The organism is Vibrio aestuarianus (assembly GCF_012395185.1).
GTDB classification, from domain to species: Bacteria; Pseudomonadota; Gammaproteobacteria; order Enterobacterales; family Vibrionaceae; genus Vibrio; species Vibrio aestuarianus.
This window is the reverse complement of the sequence record NZ_JAAZTU010000001.1, coordinates 124,933-143,274: the sequence shown is the minus strand read 5'-3', so window position 1 is coordinate 143,274 and position 18,342 is coordinate 124,933. Positions and strand designations below refer to the sequence as shown.

At 42.3% G+C, this 18,342-nt stretch carries 15 protein-coding genes; 5 read left to right on the top strand and 10 right to left on the bottom strand.

The window, feature by feature from the left end:
- The first annotated feature begins 72 nt into the window (after positions 1-72).
- On the top strand, positions 73-1,107 hold the full coding sequence (locus tag HGG78_RS00595) for an NADP(H)-dependent aldo-keto reductase (RefSeq protein ID WP_171979537.1): 1,035 nt from the start codon (positions 73-75) through the stop codon (positions 1,105-1,107).
- Positions 1,108-1,145: 38 nt separating this feature from the next.
- Here the strand turns inward: HGG78_RS00595 and HGG78_RS00590 are convergent, their stop codons facing one another.
- From HGG78_RS00590 to brnQ, 5 genes are all read right to left on the bottom strand, one after another.
- Complete coding sequence (locus HGG78_RS00590; protein WP_053311244.1) at positions 1,146-1,397, bottom strand: hypothetical protein; 252 nt, start codon at positions 1,395-1,397, stop codon at positions 1,146-1,148.
- A 497-nt stretch (positions 1,398-1,894) separates the two neighbouring features.
- Entirely contained in the window at positions 1,895-3,229 is a 1,335-nt protein-coding gene (vpsR, locus tag HGG78_RS00585) for a cyclic-di-GMP-binding transcriptional regulator VpsR (RefSeq protein WP_172531806.1), read from the bottom strand.
- 269 nt (positions 3,230-3,498) lie between these two features.
- On the bottom strand, positions 3,499-5,031 hold the full coding sequence (lysS, locus tag HGG78_RS00580; protein ID WP_172531805.1) for a lysine--tRNA ligase: 1,533 nt from the start codon (positions 5,029-5,031) through the stop codon (positions 3,499-3,501).
- Positions 5,032-5,061: 30 nt separating this feature from the next.
- Positions 5,062-6,160, bottom strand: a protein-coding gene (prfB, locus tag HGG78_RS00575; protein ID WP_172531804.1) for a peptide chain release factor 2 whose coding sequence is annotated in 2 segments (ribosomal slippage) — positions 5,062-6,084 and positions 6,086-6,160 — 1,098 coding nt in all. Because the reading frame shifts where the segments join, the coding sequence is not laid out codon by codon here.
- A 172-nt stretch (positions 6,161-6,332) separates the two neighbouring features.
- Positions 6,333-7,646, bottom strand: a complete 1,314-nt coding sequence (brnQ, locus tag HGG78_RS00570; protein ID WP_172531803.1) for a branched-chain amino acid transport system II carrier protein — start codon at positions 7,644-7,646, stop codon at positions 6,333-6,335.
- 308 nt (positions 7,647-7,954) lie between these two features.
- On the opposite strand from brnQ, the gene HGG78_RS00565 reads away from it, so the two are divergent.
- Both HGG78_RS00565 and srmB read left to right on the top strand, forming a co-directional pair.
- Entirely contained in the window at positions 7,955-8,674 is a 720-nt protein-coding gene (locus HGG78_RS00565) for a tRNA1(Val) (adenine(37)-N6)-methyltransferase (protein WP_172531802.1), read from the top strand.
- A gap of 92 nt (positions 8,675-8,766) precedes the next feature.
- Complete coding sequence (gene srmB / locus HGG78_RS00560) at positions 8,767-10,005, top strand: ATP-dependent RNA helicase SrmB (protein ID WP_053311249.1); 1,239 nt, start codon at positions 8,767-8,769, stop codon at positions 10,003-10,005.
- 106 nt (positions 10,006-10,111) lie between these two features.
- Here the strand turns inward: srmB and prfC are convergent, their stop codons facing one another.
- Entirely contained in the window at positions 10,112-11,701 is a 1,590-nt protein-coding gene (gene prfC, locus HGG78_RS00555; protein ID WP_172531801.1) for a peptide chain release factor 3, read from the bottom strand.
- A gap of 243 nt (positions 11,702-11,944) precedes the next feature.
- Between prfC and HGG78_RS00550 the strand changes: the two genes are divergently transcribed.
- Positions 11,945-14,014, top strand: a complete 2,070-nt coding sequence (locus tag HGG78_RS00550; protein WP_172531800.1) for a putative bifunctional diguanylate cyclase/phosphodiesterase — start codon at positions 11,945-11,947, stop codon at positions 14,012-14,014.
- Here HGG78_RS00550 and rimI read toward each other — a convergent pair.
- The 4 genes from rimI to ubiT all read right to left on the bottom strand — a co-directional run bounded on the left by rimI (position 14,002) and on the right by ubiT (position 16,031).
- Positions 14,002-14,448 (bottom strand): ribosomal protein S18-alanine N-acetyltransferase, encoded by a 447-nt coding sequence (rimI, locus tag HGG78_RS00545; protein WP_172531824.1) that lies wholly within the window; start codon positions 14,446-14,448, stop codon positions 14,002-14,004. The genes HGG78_RS00550 and rimI overlap by 13 nt on opposite strands.
- Positions 14,449-14,455: 7 nt before the next feature.
- Positions 14,456-14,857: a DNA polymerase III subunit psi gene (locus tag HGG78_RS00540; protein WP_172531799.1), complete on the bottom strand. Its 402-nt coding sequence runs from the start codon at positions 14,855-14,857 to the stop codon at positions 14,456-14,458.
- 159 nt (positions 14,858-15,016) lie between these two features.
- Positions 15,017-15,520: a GNAT family N-acetyltransferase gene (locus HGG78_RS00535; protein WP_168523195.1), complete on the bottom strand. Its 504-nt coding sequence runs from the start codon at positions 15,518-15,520 to the stop codon at positions 15,017-15,019.
- Positions 15,504-16,031 (bottom strand): ubiquinone anaerobic biosynthesis accessory factor UbiT, encoded by a 528-nt coding sequence (gene ubiT / locus HGG78_RS00530; protein ID WP_172531798.1) that lies wholly within the window; start codon positions 16,029-16,031, stop codon positions 15,504-15,506. Before ubiT ends, HGG78_RS00535 begins: the two co-directional genes overlap by 17 nt.
- A gap of 197 nt (positions 16,032-16,228) precedes the next feature.
- On the opposite strand from ubiT, the gene HGG78_RS00525 reads away from it, so the two are divergent.
- Positions 16,229-18,280, top strand: coding sequence for a sensor domain-containing protein (locus HGG78_RS00525; RefSeq protein WP_172531797.1), 2,052 nt, complete (start codon positions 16,229-16,231; stop codon positions 18,278-18,280).
- Positions 18,281-18,342: the final 62 nt, after the last annotated feature.

Sequence of the window (18,342 nt, the reverse complement as noted above, 5' to 3'; positions counted from 1 at the left end):
CGTTTCTCAATATTCTTCGCTTATAGTGAAAAACATCACGCACTCATCCGCGATATTCAGCAAGGAAGGATTATGCAATATACCAAACTGCCGCATTCAACACTGGAAGTGAGTAAAATCTGTTTAGGCACAATGACTTTTGGTGAGCAAAACAGTCAACAAGAAGCCTTTCAACAACTCGATTACGCATTTGAACGAGGGGTTAATTTCATTGATACCGCAGAGATGTACCCCGTTCCTCCAACCGGAAAAACTCAAGGATTAACCGAGAGTTACATTGGTAATTGGCTTGAAAAATCAGGTAAACGAGAAAAAATCGTATTAGCGACAAAAGTAGCAGGACCTCGTAATGTTCCTTACATTCGCGACAACATGTCACTCGACCGACGTAATGTCCACCTTGCTATTGATGACAGTCTTAGTCGTCTAAAAACGGACTATGTCGACCTATACCAACTGCATTGGCCACAGCGTCAAACTAATATGTTTGGCCAGCTCAACTATCCTTATCCAGATGAGCAAGAAGAAGTGACGCTTATCGAGACACTTGAAGCACTAAATGACTTGGTTAAAGTGGGTAAAGTACGGTATGTAGGAGTGTCTAATGATACCCCTTGGGGAGTAATGACTCTGTTAAAATTGGCTGAAAAGCACGATTTGACACGAATAGTCTCAATCCAAAACCCCTACAACCTCCTAAACAGAAGCTTTGAAGTGGGGCTATCAGAAATCAGTCACTTTGAAGGGGTTAAGCTGTTAGCCTATTCACCATTAGCTTTTGGTTGTTTGAGTGGCAAGTATCTCAACGGTGCTCGCCCGCAAGGAGCTCGTTGTAGTTTGCATGAACGTTTCTCTCGTTACTTTACTGCACAGGGAATGAAAGCCACCCAAGCCTATGTCGAACTTGCCAATCAATATGGCATAGACCCGGCCCAAATGGCTCTCGCATTTGTCAACCAACGTCCATTTGTCGCTGCCAATATTATTGGAGCGACAAACTTGGAGCAATTGAAAAGTAACATAGATAGTTTAGATGTCGTGTTAGATGAAGAACTGCTTCTTAAGATTCAAGAAATTGGGACGACTTACTCCAATCCTTGTCCATAAATAACGTCGGGGCTGGTGAAGCAACCAGCCCCTATTGATTACGTCGGTATTCGCGCACTTAAAACTCGACGCAGATGACGCACACGACGCTCGGCTTTAACGGCATCTGGCTCTGATTGACCAATTGGACGGCCATCACTCTCTAGACCAATATCTTTCAACAGATGGACGTTATGCACAGGTAAGTCAAACGCACTACGACGAAATTTTCGTTTCCATTCGCGTTCTTCACGACGCAAATCAGCACGAACAAGTAGAGTAGCAAGTTGTAGATAAATTGAATGACGCATGGGTATTCTCCAGTTTTAAAATGTTTACTGGGGAAAAATGAAAGCCAAAGGAAAGGTATATAGAACACTCTCATAAGCTGCCATTTTTCCGCAGCCTATTAGAGGTTACGGATTAACTAAAAATCAGTGCCTTTGATATGATCACAGATACGAATAGCGTCAGAACGCTTAATCGCTTTGGGCATAGTGATATCATCAGAAACGCGAACAGTGTGAACAAATACGTAATGTGTCATGTTGCGCCTCCAAGCAAGTAAGTTAATCCAATAAGAGATGTACGTGAGTTAATCTCACGGTTAAATTCTAAGCAACTGAGCTTATTATTCAACCATTAATATTCAACTGATTTAAAAACAACGTATTAACCTATAATCACAGCAAATCAATAGAAAAAGATAATATATTCACCTAAAGAATATCTTATTCACAAAAGATATGATTACAAAAAAATGGCCACTTCTTACGAAGTGACCATTTTTATTATTAACATCATGGTGTTAAAACGTATTTTCAGTAATTAAATTATGTTTATTGAGCAATCGATACATGGTTGCTCTAGAAATACCAAGTTCTTTTGCGGCCATTGAGACTTGACCGGCGTTAGATTCCAGTACCAGCAACAGTGCGTCTCGTTCAGAGCGCTCACGTATACTTTTAAGACTTCGTTTACCATCACTTCGCTTCGGCAAATCTAAGTGGACTTCATCCAACATTACCGAGTCTGACATCAAAACAACCCGCTTGATCTGATTCATTAACTCACGAACATTACCCGGCCAGTGATAACGAGTCAGTGAACGTGTTGCTTCTTCAGTGAAACTACGAGCTTGTGCGTTAAATTCTTTAGAATACTCTTGTAAGAAATGACGAGCCAACAGTGCAATATCACCGGCCCGTTCCTTTAAGCTAGGCACATTAATACGCAACACATTGATGTAATGGTAAAGTTCTTCATTAAAGTTTCCATCAATCAACGCTTTTTCAATATCCGAAGAGTTTGCCGCCAGTATCCTGACATCAACTTCTTTTACTCCTTCTGGAGTCTCAATGGTACCTTCCTGCATGAAACGTAACAGGTTAACTTGCTGGCTCTTTGGTAAAGTCAGAATGTCATTGAGTAAAAGAGTACCACCATCAGCTTTCTCTAACAGTGGAGTTTGCGCGGGATCGTCACAACCAATACCAAATAGCTCACATTCAAAACGGCTCTCAGACATTGCTCGACAATTTACTGAAATAAAAGGTTTTTGCGAACGAGCGGAGGTTTTATGGATCGCTTTAGCTACCGTCTCCTTACCAGTACCGCTTTCACCATAAATAAGAATACTGACATCAGTTGGACCAATACGCTTGATTTGATCACGCAGGCGTTTGACTGGTGTTGAATCACCAATCAACCCGATGTCACCAGTCGCGCCATAATGTGGCCACACTTTTTTCTCGAGTTTCAACATCCCTAACTGATGGCCTATCGTGCTCAGGAGCTGCGCATCAGGAATCGGGGCGGTAAAAAAGTCGATGCAAAAGTTCACGATAAACTGGCAAATCGTATCAGAACTCAATTGCGATTCACGAATAAATGCAAGCCAGCGAACTTGCTTATGATTACTTACTAAATTCGCAATACCATTGAGGCTAAATTCATCGTGGCTTAAATCAACAATACCGATACACGGACCTGTTTCAGAAAACAGAACATCCGCTTTACGTAAATCTGCACACTGTGTGCAGCGCCAGCCTACCTGTTCAAGGACAGATAACCAAGGCTCGTATGTTCCACCAACCACGACAAGCGAACCAGGGACAGAATCCATTCGGAATTGAGTTCCCATCAGCTATTCCTTATCTTTTGATTTATATTTCTATGCAGTGCTACTTTAGGCACATCAAACGAACGATACATTAACGAGACTTATCGATGTAGTCTGTCTTACTTTTAAGACTAGATGCTATATAAGCGATCTACCAATCGATATAGAGAAGTATTTCATAGTTATGATGAAAGTTTTGCTTCCTCTTTCATATAAATGACGGAATTATTTCATAGCACTGATACAAAAAAACCGCCAATTAAGGCGGCTAACATCAACTAAAGTAGCAATTATTGCTGTGGACGCATCGCAGGGAATAAGATTACGTCACGTATGGTATGTGTATTGGTGAATAGCATAGCTAAACGGTCAATACCAATCCCTTGGCCTGCTGTTGGTGGTAAACCGTGCTCTAGTGCCACAACGTAGTCTGCATCATAGAACATCGCTTCATCATCACCCGCATCTTTCGCGTTAACTTGTGCTAGGAAACGTTGATCTTGATCTTGAGCATCGTTTAGCTCAGAGAAACCATTGGCCACTTCACGACCACCAATGAAAAACTCAAAGCGGTCAGTAAAGAATGGGTTGTCATCGCTACGACGCGCCAATGGTGAGATATCTGCAGGATAACCAGTAATGAACGTTGGTTGGATAAGCTTAGGTTCAGCCGTTTCACCAAAGATTTCTTCTAACAGTTGGCCACAAGTCCAAAATGGTTCCACTTCTACATGTACTGATTTGGCGATCTTGACCATCAACTCACGATCTTGTACGCCTTCATTATCAAGCGCTTGGATCTCTTTATGCTCTGGGTTGTAATGTTTAATGGCTTCTAACATGCTCATACGTGCATATTTACCACCAAATTCAACTACTTGATCACCATATGGCATTGAAGTTGAGCCAAGAACAGACAATGCGACCGTGCTGAGCATCTCTTCCGTTAGATCCATCAAATCTTTGTAATCGGCATAAGCTTGGTAGAATTCCATCATGGTGAATTCTGGGTTATGACGTGGTGAAAGACCTTCGTTACGGAAATTACGGTTGATTTCAAATACGCGATCAAAACCACCGACAACTAAACGTTTTAGGTATAACTCAGGCGCAATACGCAGATACATATCAATATCTAATGCATTGTGGTGAGTAACAAATGGACGAGCAGAAGCGCCACCAGGGATAACATGCATCATTGGTGTTTCAACTTCTAGGTAACCTTTAGAGGTCATGAAACTGCGAATGGCAGCAACAAGCTTAGAACGAATAATAAATGCATTACGTGAATCTTCGTTAACGATTAAATCAACGTAACGTTGACGATAACGCATCTCTTGGTCAGTCAAGCCGTGGAACTTTTCAGGAAGGGGACGCAGCGCTTTAGTCAGCAACTCGAACTCTTCCATATTCACGTATAAATCGCCTTTGCCAGATTTATGCAAAGCACCTTTTACACCGATGATGTCACCAATGTCTAAACCTTGGTATTGCTCTTTCAATGCTTTTTGTACTGCTTTATCGGCGTATGCTTGAATGCGACCAGACGTCTCTTGAATCACAAGAAAAGGACCGCGTTTAGCCATTACACGACCAGCAATAGCAACGACATGATTTAGCTGTTCTAGCTCTTCTTTGCTTTTTTCAGCGAATTGTTTTTGAAGGTCGCCCGCTAGGCTATCACGACGAAAATCGTTAGGGTGGCCATTTGCTTTACAGCTCTTACGGATGTGATCCAACTTGCTGCGACGTTCTGCAATCAGTTTGTTCTCTTCTTGCGCTATTTGCTCTTGATTCATTTCGTTTTGAACAGCATCAGTCATTTTACATGTACCTTATATGTCGGAAAAAGCTTAAATACCTGATTTCAGGCTAGCTTCGATAAATTTGTCTAAGTCGCCATCTAATACTGCTTGAGTATTACGGTTCTCAACACCTGTACGTAGATCTTTAATTCGAGAGTCATCTAATACGTAAGAGCGGATCTGGCTACCCCAACCAATGTCTGACTTCGCGTCTTCGTTGGCTTGTTTTTCTGCATTTTGCTTTTGTAACTCAAGTTCAAACAATTTTGCACGCAATTGCTTCATCGCCTGATCTTTATTCTTATGTTGCGAACGATCATTTTGGCATTGAACAACGGTATTGGTTGGTAAGTGAGTAATACGCACCGCAGATTCTGTGGTGTTTACGTGCTGACCACCCGCACCTGACGCGCGGTATACATCGATACGTAGATCCGAGGGATTAATATCAATAGCGATGTTTTCATCAATCTCAGGATATATGAATGCAGAAGCAAACGAAGTATGACGACGGCCACTAGAGTCAAATGGAGATTTACGAACCAAGCGATGAACCCCAGTTTCCGTGCGCAGCCACCCGTAAGCGTAATCGCCAGAAATACGCACTGTCGCACCTTTCAAACCCGCAACATCACCTTCTGAGACTTCAATAACTTCAGTTTTGAAACCTTTGGCTTCAGCCCAACGAAGGTACATACGCAGTAACATCGAAGTCCAATCTTGCGCTTCAGTACCGCCAGAGCCAGACTGCAAGTCGATATAGCAATCAGAGCCATCGTGATCACCAGAAAACATACGACGAAATTCAAGTTGGCCTAATTTTACTTCTAATTCTTCAAGTTCAGGGCCAATTTCGTCAAACGTTTCTTGATCTTCAGCTTCAATAGCAAGCTCAAGCAACCCTTCAACGTCATCAACACCTTGATCAAGCTGATCAATAGTATCAACAACGGCTTCAAGTGATGCGCGCTCTTTACCTAACGCTTGGGCGCGCTCAGGTTCGTTCCACACATCGGGTTGTTCTAGTTCGGCATTAACTTCTTCTAAACGCTCTTTCTTAGCATCGTAGTCAAAGATACCCCCTCAGGATATTTGTGCGCTCTGACACATCCTGAAGACGGTTTTTAATAGGATTGATTTCAAACATGTTTGCTCAGCATTTATGAGTAGAAAATAACCGAAGAATTCTACTTAAAAATGTGACGAAGATACAGGAAAAATTAGTTTGATGAGATAGAAGGGAAACGAGTATTTACTTTCATTTTTAGACAAAAAAAGAGACTGATCATAAATGACCAGTCTCTCACTTTATTTTTGAACTAAGCGGTTTCTTTAACCAGTGTTTCTTGTACAGAACCTGCCACAAAAAACATACAGACGATCGCAACAGTAGTTGGTAACAACCATCCCATACCAATTTCAAACAGTGGTAGCATGTTGAATGCAGAAACATCAACTCCAGCAACCTTGGCGGCATCAATCAAAGCAAATAGCAATGAAATTAATAATACTACGCGGTATGCCACTCGAGGATTAGGCAGTTTACTACGAACAAACGTAAGGGCTACTAAAGCAATCGCCACTGGGTAAAGTGCAAACAGTGCAGGCACTGATAGCGAAATAAGCTGCGATAAGCCAACATTAGCGACAATAGCGCAAATAGTACCAATGATTAATACCCACTTTTTATAAGTAATAGAAGTCAATGAACTAAAGTAATCAGAACATGCAGAAATCAAACCAATCGCCGTTGTTAAACAAGCCAATAGAACGATAACTGACAGCACAATTTGACCATAAGGACCAAATAATGCCTGAACGTATTGGCTAAGCACAACACCACCGTTTTCAGCGCCAGCTGCAACCACAGAGCTCGTAGCTCCCAAGTAGAACAGCGAAATATAAACAAATGCTAAACCGGCCGCTGCAATACATGCCGCACTGATTAGATATTTAGTGGTTGCAGAACGCTCAGTGATACCTTTGCTACGTAGAGCATCAACCATCAACATACCAAACATTAGTGAACCAAACGTATCCATTGTGTTGTAGCCTTCAAGGAAGCCTTTCGTAAATGGTTGGGTTAAATATTCACCGTGTGCGCTCAGCATTTCACCTTGAGGGTCGATAAAAACGGCCACAGCAAGAACGATCAGCGCAATAAATAATGCAGGTGTTAGCACCTTACCAATCACATCAATTAACTTGCCTTGAGACCAGGCAAAAAACATCGCTACAGTAAAAAATAGAATGGAAAAAAGTGTCAAATGTGATTGCTGAGCATCAATGAAAAATGGCTTAATCGCCATCTCGTAGGCAACAAGACCAGTTCGTGGCGCTGCAAATGCAGGACCAATAATGATAAAGATCATTACCGCCATAAGCGTTGCCGCTTGTTTTGGTAGATCTTTAGTGAGGTGATCCCATGTGCCACCAGCGATCGCAATTGCGATAATGGTAATCAACGGTAAACCAACCGCTGTAAACAAGAAACCTGTCATTGCTGGAAAGAGGTGATCCCCGGCAAGTTGGCCTGCAATTGGCGGAAAGATGATGTTACCAGCACCCAAGAAAAACGCGAAAAGCATAAAGCCGATCGCGATAATATCTGTTAGTTTTAACGTCTGCTTCACAGATAGCCCTTAATTATTATTTGATAAATGTTGTGTATGCATTGATGGGTATATAACCACATCTAATTTTTAAAATTAGGGGCGAATAATGACGAAACACTTAATATTTCGCAAGGGCAAAGCAAAAAACGCTACATTAATTTATATACATAGCAAAAAAGCAGTGAAAAAATCTAAATGTTAAAAAATAGATAGAATGATATGCCGATCATCTTATTATACAAAATAACAACAGTTAGAACAAAAAACCAAACAAACCAGTAACAATAGTGGTATTCACTTAAAATGAATCAAGTTTTGAAATAATCATGAAAAGTAGCACGTTAAAGACTAAAGACTTCAAATTTAAACAGTTTTCCGTTGAAGGCGGTCATTCTGGTATGCCAGTTAGTACCGATGGTGTACTGCTCGGTGCATGGGCCTTCACTCATTCCCCCAATTCCATCTTAGATATTGGGACAGGAACGGGCCTGCTTGCGCTAATGTCAGCTCAACGCTTTCCCGATGCGTATATTACTGCTGTCGAAATTGATGACCTTGCTTTTGCAACAGCCAGTCACAACAGCACAGCTTCACCATGGTCAAGTCGTATTCAAGTCATACATAGTGATATTCTACATACGCCATTCGTGAAACAATTTGATGCTATTATCTGTAACCCGCCTTATTTCAATGATGGCGAGCGGTCTCAGCATCAACAACGCGCTACCGCAAGGCACACTACAAGCCTTAGTCACCAAGACTTATTGCTAAAAGCAAAAAAACTGCTTCATCCCAACGGAAATGCCTGTTTTGTCTTACCCAAATATGAAGGGGAGCTATTTATTAGTTTAGCGAAAGCATTGGGATGGCATATCAGCCGACTGTGTACTGTGCAACCAACCGTCAATAAACCCGTACACCGCCTTCTGATTGAGCTCAATTTCACAGCGGCGGATACCGTGCAATCACATCTAGTTATTCATTCTCAAGATGGTTACAGCGAAGAGTTTATCGCCTTAACAAAAGATTTTTATCTCAAGATGTAGAAATAACATGTGATCCTAATCACCAATCCCACTATAATGTTCGACCTTAATTTTTTTGCCAAATAAGCCCCTCGGCTTGTGGAGTACTCACTGTGATCAAAACCTTTGCTGACCTCGATCTTGACCCTAGCATTATTGCGGCCATTGAAGATATGGGCTTTGAACGTCCCACCCAAGTTCAAGCAGAAGCGATCCCACAAGCCCTAGATGGACGAGATATTCTTGCCTCAGCGCCAACGGGAACCGGTAAAACCGCCGCATTCGTTTTACCAGCACTTCAGTATCTTTTAGATTTTCCTCGTAAAAAATCAGGTCCTGCACGCGTACTGATTTTGACACCAACTCGTGAATTAGCGATGCAAGTCGCTGATCAAGCTCGCGCACTGGCTAAAAATACTCGCTTGAATATCTTTACGATTACCGGTGGTGTTCAATACCAAGAACACGCAGATATTCTTGCAACCACTCAAGATATTGTGGTTGCAACGCCTGGCCGTTTGATGGAATACATCGAAGGTGAGCGTTTTGATTGCCGCGCTATTGAATGGCTCATTTTGGATGAAGCTGACCGCATGTTGGATATGGGCTTTGGCCCAGTCGTTGACCGTCTTTCAGCAGAATGTCGCTGGCGTAAACAAACACACCTTTTCTCGGCAACCCTAGAAGGCCGCGGCGTCGAAGGATTTACAGCAGATCTATTAAAAGAACCAGCTGAAATCAATGCCGATCCTTCTCGTCGTGAGCGCAAGAAAATCACTCAGTGGTATCACCGTGCTGACACCATGGAACATAAAGTCGAGCTACTGAAGAAGATCCTCACCGAGCAAGCGGAACGCTCTATCGTCTTTCTTAAAACACGTGAGCGCCTTGCCGACTTACGTACCGAATTGGAAAAAGCGCAAATTCCATGTGCGTGGATCCAAGGTGAAATGCCACAAGATCGCCGCAACAATGCCATTACTCGTTTCCGTGAAGGTGACGTAAATGTGTTGCTAGCGACGGATGTTGCGGCTCGCGGTATCGACCTTCCTGATGTGAGCCACGTAATCAACTTCGATTTACCTCGCTCTGCGGATGTTTATCTGCACCGTATTGGCCGCACAGCTCGTGCAGGCAAAAAAGGCAACGCAATATCTCTAGTTGAAGCACATGATCAACAAATGATGGATCGTGTAGCACGCTATGTTGATGAGGAAATCAAAGAGCGCTTTATAAAAGATATGCGCCCTCAGCACAAAAAATCGGTATTTAAGAAGAAAAAGAAAAAGACCGATGACAAAAAAACAAAAACCATTGCCAAGAAAAAGAAAGTGAAACCAAAGAAGAAATAATCTTCGTTTGTAAAACTGACTGATCAAAAATGCCGATGTTTTCACATCGGCATTTTTTCTATTTCCACTTTTTAAGTGAAAATGACTTCCACCAGAAAAGTACGAATTAGTGTTCGCGAGTCGCGCGGAAATCTATCTCAGGGAAACGCTCTTTCGCTAAGTTCAAGTTGACCATCGTTGGCGCAACATACGCAAGGTTATCACCACCATCGAGGGCAATATTACTTTGATTTTTACGCTTAAACTCTTCGAGTTTTTTCTCATCGGCGCATTCAATCCAACGTGCTGTCGCTACATTGACACCTTCGTAAATCGCTTCAACGTTGTATTCTGATTTCAAGCGAGAAACCACCACATCAAACTGCAGCACACCAACCGCACCAACAATTAAGTCGTTGTTTTGTAGCGGACGGAAAACTTGTACAGCCCCCTCTTCAGATAACTGTACTAACCCTTTAAGCAATTGCTTTTGTTTCAGAGGATCGCGCAGACGAATGCGACGGAAAAGTTCTGGGGCAAAGTTGGGAATACCAGAGAACTTCAGTGATTCACCTTGAGTAAAAGTATCACCAATCTGAATCGTACCATGGTTGTGTAAACCGATAATATCACCAGCATACGCATGATCAGCACGAGAGCGATCACCCGCCATAAACGTAACAGCATCAGAAATGCTCACTTGCTTGCCGCTACGCACGTGGTTCATTTTCATGCCTTGGCTATAAGTGCCCGACACGATGCGCATAAAAGCAATACGGTCACGGTGTTTTGGATCCATGTTTGCCTGGATCTTAAATACGAAACCAGAAAATTTCTCTTCAGTTGCTTCCACAATACGTTCATTGGCTTGACGCGGCATGGGTGCCGGAGCCCAGTCAGTCAATCCATCAAGCACGTGATCGACACCAAAGTTACCTAAAGCAGTACCAAAGAAAACTGGCGTTAACTCCCCCTTCAAGAACAGCTCACGATCAAATTCGTGTGAAGCTCCAAGCACAAGTTCCAGCTCATCACGCAATTGTGACGCTAGCTCTTCGCCGACAGCTGTATCTAGCTCAGGGTTATCTAACCCTTTAACAATACGCTCTTCTTGAATGGTATGGCCTTGGCCTGTTGCATATAAAATCGTTTCATCACGATGAATGTGATACACGCCTTTGAACTCTTTACCACAACCGATAGGCCATGAAACAGGTGCACAGGCGATATTGAGCTCGTTTTCAACTTCATCAAGCAATTCCATTGGGTCGCGAATATCACGGTCCAATTTGTTCATGAAGGTCACAATAGGCGTATCACGCAGACGCGTTACTTCCATCAGTTTACGTGTACGATCTTCGACACCTTTAGCGGCATCAATCACCATCAAACAAGAGTCGACAGCAGTGAGCGTACGGTAGGTATCTTCAGAGAAGTCTTCGTGCCCCGGAGTATCAAGTAGGTTAACCAAGCACTGGTGATAAGGAAACTGCATCACCGATGTTGTCACCGAGATACCACGTTCTTTTTCCATCTCCATCCAGTCTGATTTGGCATGCTGGTTAGAGCCACGGCCTTTTACTGTTCCAGCTTTCTGAATGGCATTTCCGAATAAAAGTACTTTTTCGGTAATGGTGGTTTTACCCGCATCCGGGTGAGAAATAATAGCAAAGGTTCTGCGTTTAGAAACTTCACTTAAAAAAGGAGTATTTGACATGAAACAGGTCTTCTCAATGTGCTGTATTAAAGGAAGCAGAAGTGCTTTTGCTCATCAGCGATTCGATTCAATTTTGCGCGGTATTCTCCCCTATATTTGATCTAGGAGCAACTTCCGTCTCAGTACTTACCGCTTACAAGCTCAATTAAAGGTGAAAAGAAACTCACTACTTTGCTCATTCAAATTAAGTTATCAAGAAATATGAGCTATAACTTAACAAGGTAGAAGGGATAAGCGGGCATTATGCGAATAACCAAACAACGAAATTCACTAGCGTTTAAACAAGCCAAAACCGTGTTCCTAGTTTCTGTGATCCTTGGGATAGGGTTTAGTTTGTATCATATTTTGGTTGATCTGCACCAAGAACAGACCAGAATTGAAGACCATTATCGTTTTAAGCTATTACAAAACTACGCTAACGCAAGCCAAGCAGCTTACCATTTAAACAATATGCTCGCTGAGCAAGTCGCTTCAAGCTTAATGGTCGATAGCGCTATTTATCATGTCGAAATTATTGATGATTTTGGTGATACGCTTGCCAGTAAAACCAGAGAGGTAAACCCTCAGACCACCTTCATGCAACTGCTATCCAATTACTTGACGCCAGAGATTCCTGTTTTCAAAACAGACTTACATCAGCCGAGCTCTGATGTGGTGGTGGGAAGATTAAGCTTTTCGGTTAACGGTTCTTCAATCGCTGAAAGTTTTATTGCTAAAACTACTCGTGTATTGCTGTTTGACCTATTTAGAAACGTACTTCTAACCTCTATTTTACTGTTTTTCTTTTACTATAAATTATCAAGACCTTTAACGACGCTCACCTCTTGGGTGCGCTCATTACAAGATAATGAACGTGCCAATGTACCACCGCTACAAAAGCAGAATAATGAGCTCAGTGAGCTTGCCTCTACTTTTCATTTACTCTGGAAGGAAAGAGAAATTGCTGATGCCAAACTCAATCAATTAGCCTATTACGATACCTTAACCGGGCTTGCTAACCGTAGCTTGTTATTGCAAATGCTAACCAAAGCCATTGACGAAAGTATTCAAACTAAAACCTCTGGCGTTTTGTTTTATCTCGATCTAGATCGCTTCAAAACTATTAATGATTCATTAGGTCACACTATTGGCGATAAGCTGATAAAAGCCATCGCGATGCGGATGGATGCATGGCTTAAAAGTAGCCATTTAGCCGCAAGGATCGGTGGCGACGAATTTGCGATATTGATACCCAATTTAAACAGAAGCCAGGCCGAAGTACTGGCACAGCAACTGTTGGCTTTAGTTTCAAACCCATATTCCATTGATGAGCACCAACTGTATTGTACCGTCAGCGTAGGCATTTCTATTTTCCCTTCGGTTGGCAAAACAAATATCGACGTGCTCAGACAAGCCGATACTGCGCTATACCGAGCCAAAGTAAACGGGCGCAATAAATACATATTTTATGAGCCAGAAATGCAGGCTCAGGTTGAGTCGTTCTTAGAAATAGAAAAAGGGCTGCACGAAGCATTAAACATGCAGCAGCTTGAACTTTACTACCAACCTCAGGTAGATGAAAAGCATAACATTATTGGAGTCGAAGCATTAATTCGTTGGAATCACCCAACGAAAGGCGTTCTACCTCCTGGCGTGTTCATGCCCATCGCAGAAGAAACAGGGCAAATCATTCCGATTGGTCAATGGATCATTGAACAGGCATGTTACCAGTACGCCGCATGGAAAAAGCAAGGCGTATTGCCTGCACATTTTCGTCGCCTTGCGATCAACATCAGCCCACTCCAATTTTCTCAAGACTCATTCGTTGAGCACATAGATCAAGCGCTACAACATGCAGGAATAACCGGTGAACATATCGAATTAGAAATTACAGAAGGTTTATTGCTTGAGAATGTTGAAAGCGCCATCCAAAAAATGGTTCAACTAAAAGAGAGCAACTTAAGTATTTCGATTGATGATTTTGGCACGGGCTATTCATCATTGCGCTACCTAAAGCTACTGTCTGTTGATGTGCTAAAAATCGATCGTTCGTTTGTCACACAGCTGCATTTAGACGAAAGCGATCAAGCGATTGTTGATACAATTTTGATGATTGCTCGACGCCTGAATTTAGAGGTGATTGCCGAAGGGGTCGAAGATGGTGAAGAGCTTTATGCGCTCAAGCAGCTTGGATGCACTCAATTTCAAGGCTATTTGTTCGATAAACCATTACCGGCAAGCGAGATAGTGAAACGTTTTGAGACTGCTTGTTATCATATTGAGACAAACATCCCAGATAACATTCACGACCATTCATGTGCTTACAAAAAATAGTAACTCATGATAATCGCGTCCTCTGAACCTTTGTCGGTTGGGTAGTAATTCACTCGGCGATCCAGTTCATTAAACCCTAATGACTCATACAAAGAATAAGCGCGGACATTGCTTTCACGTACCTCAAGCCATGCGCTTTCAGCTTTTGCTTTCTCACACATTGCTAAGAAAAACTCGGTGAGCATTTTACCATAGCCCTTGCCTTGCCACTTGGGATCAACCGCTATGTTCAATAACGTCACTTCTCCAACAATATTCTGAGCGTAAAAATAACCCACAACCTCTTCATCTTTCAGCATCACATAATGACAAGCGCCACGGTTAGTGAGATCACGCACTAAGGACTCAGCCCAAGGGTGACTGTGTGCTTTCTGCTCAATACGCCAAACAGCATCAAGATAAGGCAGAGATAATGGAACAATATCAATATTCATCAATGTATTACTCATAAGAACAAATTTGTTGCCACAAAGCGCGGCGATGTTCGTTATTGCCATCAATATCGCCAAGATCTGGCGAGACTAAAACCTTAGCTGACAATTCGCAGTTTGCTGGCTCACAGCCTGCAAACCAAACCCATTCGGGAAACGAACCACTTAATTGTTCAATATGCTGAGGTTCAAGATGACGCGCATCATTAAGCTCAATCCCGATACTTTTCAGCACACGAGAAAATAACAGTGCGCTGCTTTGCTGTGGGCAGTTGGGTGAAACCAGTAGTAACCGACAAGAGTCTGGCAAATCAATCGTAGGTAACGACACCCCTAATAAACGCTCAGGATGCACTAACTCCCAATACTGAATGCCCATTTCTTGTAAATATTGATATTCGTGATTTGACATCTGTTTATGACCTTATTGAACGCCGTAATGCTAGCAAATCAGTGCCGATACAGAAACTGTTAATCGCTTTATCTTGGCTAATAAGAGAATCAACTACGCTTAGCGCTATAAAAATTGGGAGCACATTGGCTCCCAATTCACAATAATGTAGTGAGACAATTACAGTTCAGAGAACTCTGAGCAGTACTCAATCAAACCAGAGCGTCCAGACAATTCTCCATCAGCTAACTCTGCAATACGGAAAGCGCCAGCGGGTACGTCCCAAGCGCAATGAAACTCCAGTTGCGCTGCATCTTCAAAAGCAAACCGTTGGTAGTACTCTGGATTGCCAAGCACCACACAAGCAGGATAACCAAATTCAGCTAAAGAGATCAGCCCTTCAGTGACTAATTGCGCTGCGATGCCTTGTCTGCGCCACTCTTTTTTGACCGCTAACGGTGCAAGCCCTTGCCAATTTAAGTCTTCACCATTGAGGAATACCGGGCTAAACATTGCGTAACCGACAACTTCGCCTTCATCATCACACGCAACAAGCGCTAACGTCAGGTGACTATTTTCTCTTAATGACATCACGAGCTTGGCTTCAGCATCGGTTTCAAATGCAGACTTCAATAAACGGTCGATTGCTAAGATGTCTGCAGGGGCTTCAGTTCGAATAAGCATTGATTACCTCATTTTGTGTCGCCGACGATTGTACGCCTTTATACACAAAATCTGCTAGCTGATTTATTAACATCTGTAACGATTTAGGCAAAAGATCTAAATCAACGCTATCCATTAGATTTTTCACTTCCAAACCAAGTTCGGTATCACCTTCAATCGAAAGACGACGCTGAAAAAAGAGCGTGTCAGGATCTTCTTTGCGTCCCGCAATTAGAACTAAATCATTCAAATTCCCGCTAAAGCTAACGTCTTCTTGTTGTGCTTTGTCTGCCACAACAAGCCGCTGCATTTCATAACTAATGTACCAACTCAGATTCAAATCTCGTATGGAAACTTTTAGCCATTTTCCTTCAAGAAAATCAAAGTCACCATCCTCTAAGGCCTCATGGAATATGGTTTCAAGCCCTTCTAGCAAGGCTTTTTTTTGTACAGTTTGCGGTAATAAGTGGAGTGGAGATCGCAAAATTGATGCGGCGTTTTGAACTAGTTGAGTACGAATCTTGTTAATCACGCGCTTTATCCGTTACCTTGTAATGTAGTAGTGGCTAATCATAATGGATGTGATAGTGCTGATTCCTGTTATGCATCAAAAAACGTACATTGTTTGTGAACCTTTTCCATCGCTGCAATCAAAGTTATAGTTAATGTGTTACTTACGTTGTAACATCCTCATGAATATAAGTGCTCTGGAGAGTTGGTAGTACCTTGATGCCTTCGCAACATTTACAACATTGGTTTGCAAAAATAACCGAGAACAACTCGTTCTTTTTTGCGATCTTAGATGACCAACATAATTATGTTATGGTCAACGAACGTTATTGCGACATCGCTGGACTGAGCTCAACCGAATTGGTTGGGATGAATGACTGCCAAATTCTCGGTGAGTATTTCTATCATCATCTCAAACCCTATTATGAACGTGCATTTCAAGGTGAAACTCTAGAAACGGAATTAACTCTCCACGAAGTAGATTTAGAAACTAGCTTGCATTTTTCTATCTCACCTATATTGATTAACAAGGAAGTAAAACAGATTGTTTTTCATGCCATTGACACATCTGAAAAACAGATACTGATTCGCTCTCTAGAAGAATCTGAAAGTAAATTTTCAACACTTACCTGTTTGCTTCCTGACGGACTATTATTGGTCGACAACGACTGCATTATCTCAGCAAACCCAGCCTCCGCTCGTCTACTTGGCTTTGAAAGCACCGCAGAACTACTCGGTGAAGACCTATCTAGTCTGTTTATTGATGACAAGGCTAAAACCGTTTTCAGTTCACAACTGAGTTCATTGATAGCAAAGGCACCTCTAGTCTGTCTAACTGGCCCTAGGTGTGGTTTTGAAAGACAAGTGCAATTACACGCCAGTGAAACCGTTGTGTTAGGTAACAACTCGCAATTGGTGTTGATCCAAGATGCTGAAGATTCACCCAAACAGCTATCTGCAACCGCTCAAGCCGATATTCATATTGATTCACTGACTGGTTTATATAACCGCTTTGGATTTACCAAACGTTTAGAGCAATTTATTCAAAATGAAACATCGCTGGTCATGCTTTATCTCGACATTGATAACTTCAAAAATATCAATGACTCTTTAGGTCACCATATCGGTGATAAGGTGATCAAAGAAGTCTCGATGCGCCTTAAACGCTTGCTGCCTCAACAAGCGGTTGTTGGGCATCTCGGTGGAGATGAATTCGGTTTAATTCTGCCAGAGCCTGAAAATAACCGCGCAGCAGAGATGCTTGCTGAACGTATTATTGCACTAATTAATCAACCTTTTGATCTTCACCATTTCAGCAAGCGCCTCGCTTGTTCTATTGGTAGCGTTACCTACCCAGGTGATGGTAACGATGCACGAATGCTACTCCAGAATGCCGACACCGCCATGTATGAAGCTAAAGATCGTGGCCGTAATCGCTTAATTAAATTTAATGATCAAATGAACAAAGAAGCGCGGATGCGCTTATGGTTAGAAATTGAACTGCAAAAAGCATTGCAGCAAAACGGGCTTGAAGTGTGGTATCAGCCTAAGGTCAATGCACGCGACTTTAGCATTAATGGTGCTGAGGCATTAGTACGCTGGAAACACCCTGTTGAAGGCTATATTAGCCCTGGGGCCTTTATTCCAGTCGCGGAAAAGGCGGGATTAATTGAGCACTTAGGTCGCGTTGTGATGCGTGACGTTTTTGCTACCGTTAAACGTTGGAAGCTACAAGGTATTTTGCCTGGGCGTGTGGCGATAAACCTATCTCCTGAACAATTTGGTAATCCTAAGCTAATCGATTACATGGAAAAGCTACTGCGCACCACCGAGTTGGATCCAAACTGTATTACCTTCGAATTAACCGAAAGTGCAGTCATGAGCGACAGTGAACACACACTGCAAATGCTAAATGCGATTAAAAAACTTGGTTTCTCGCTTTCGATTGATGACTTTGGCACTGGTTACTCGTCACTCTCTTACCTTGCTAGATTCCCAATTGATGAGCTTAAAATTGACCGAGCTTTCATCACCGATATTGATACCTTACCCAAACAAGTGACGGTGATTGAAAATATCATTAATTTAGGTAAATCATTAAACCTCACGGTTGTTGCAGAAGGTGTAGAAACACAACAACAAGCGACTTTACTCTCGAACTTAAACTGCAATTCAATTCAAGGATTTCATTTTTATCGCCCTCAACCAAGGCAAGAAGTCGAAGAGTTATTTGTACAAAACCGCCGCCACCGCACGAGTCTCGCCAAGTAAATCTTACTTATTCACCGCAAACCTGCCTTACATCAAATTTGCCATTAATAATTCTTCATAAA

Bases quoted from the DNA above. Each gene is read 5' to 3' on its own strand.
- HGG78_RS00525 (WP_172531797.1), top strand. From the start codon at position 16,229: ATGCCTTCGCAACATTTACAACATTGGTTTGCAAAAATAACCGAGAAC.
- vpsR (WP_172531806.1), bottom strand. From the start codon at position 3,229: ATGGGAACTCAATTCCGAATGGATTCTGTCCCTGGTTCGCTTGTCGTG.
- HGG78_RS00565 (WP_172531802.1), top strand. From the start codon at position 7,955: ATGAAAAGTAGCACGTTAAAGACTAAAGACTTCAAATTTAAACAGTTT.
- HGG78_RS00550 (WP_172531800.1), top strand. From the start codon at position 11,945: ATGCGAATAACCAAACAACGAAATTCACTAGCGTTTAAACAAGCCAAA.
- HGG78_RS00595 (WP_171979537.1), top strand. From the start codon at position 73: ATGCAATATACCAAACTGCCGCATTCAACACTGGAAGTGAGTAAAATC.
- prfC (WP_172531801.1), bottom strand. From the start codon at position 11,701: ATGTCAAATACTCCTTTTTTAAGTGAAGTTTCTAAACGCAGAACCTTT.
- lysS (WP_172531805.1), bottom strand. From the start codon at position 5,031: ATGACTGATGCTGTTCAAAACGAAATGAATCAAGAGCAAATAGCGCAA.
- HGG78_RS00535 (WP_168523195.1), bottom strand. From the start codon at position 15,520: ATGCTTATTCGAACTGAAGCCCCTGCAGACATCTTAGCAATCGACCGT.
- HGG78_RS00540 (WP_172531799.1), bottom strand. From the start codon at position 14,857: ATGTCAAATCACGAATATCAATATTTACAAGAAATGGGCATTCAGTAT.
- HGG78_RS00590 (WP_053311244.1), bottom strand. From the start codon at position 1,397: ATGCGTCATTCAATTTATCTACAACTTGCTACTCTACTTGTTCGTGCT.
- rimI (WP_172531824.1), bottom strand. From the start codon at position 14,448: ATGAATATTGATATTGTTCCATTATCTCTGCCTTATCTTGATGCTGTT.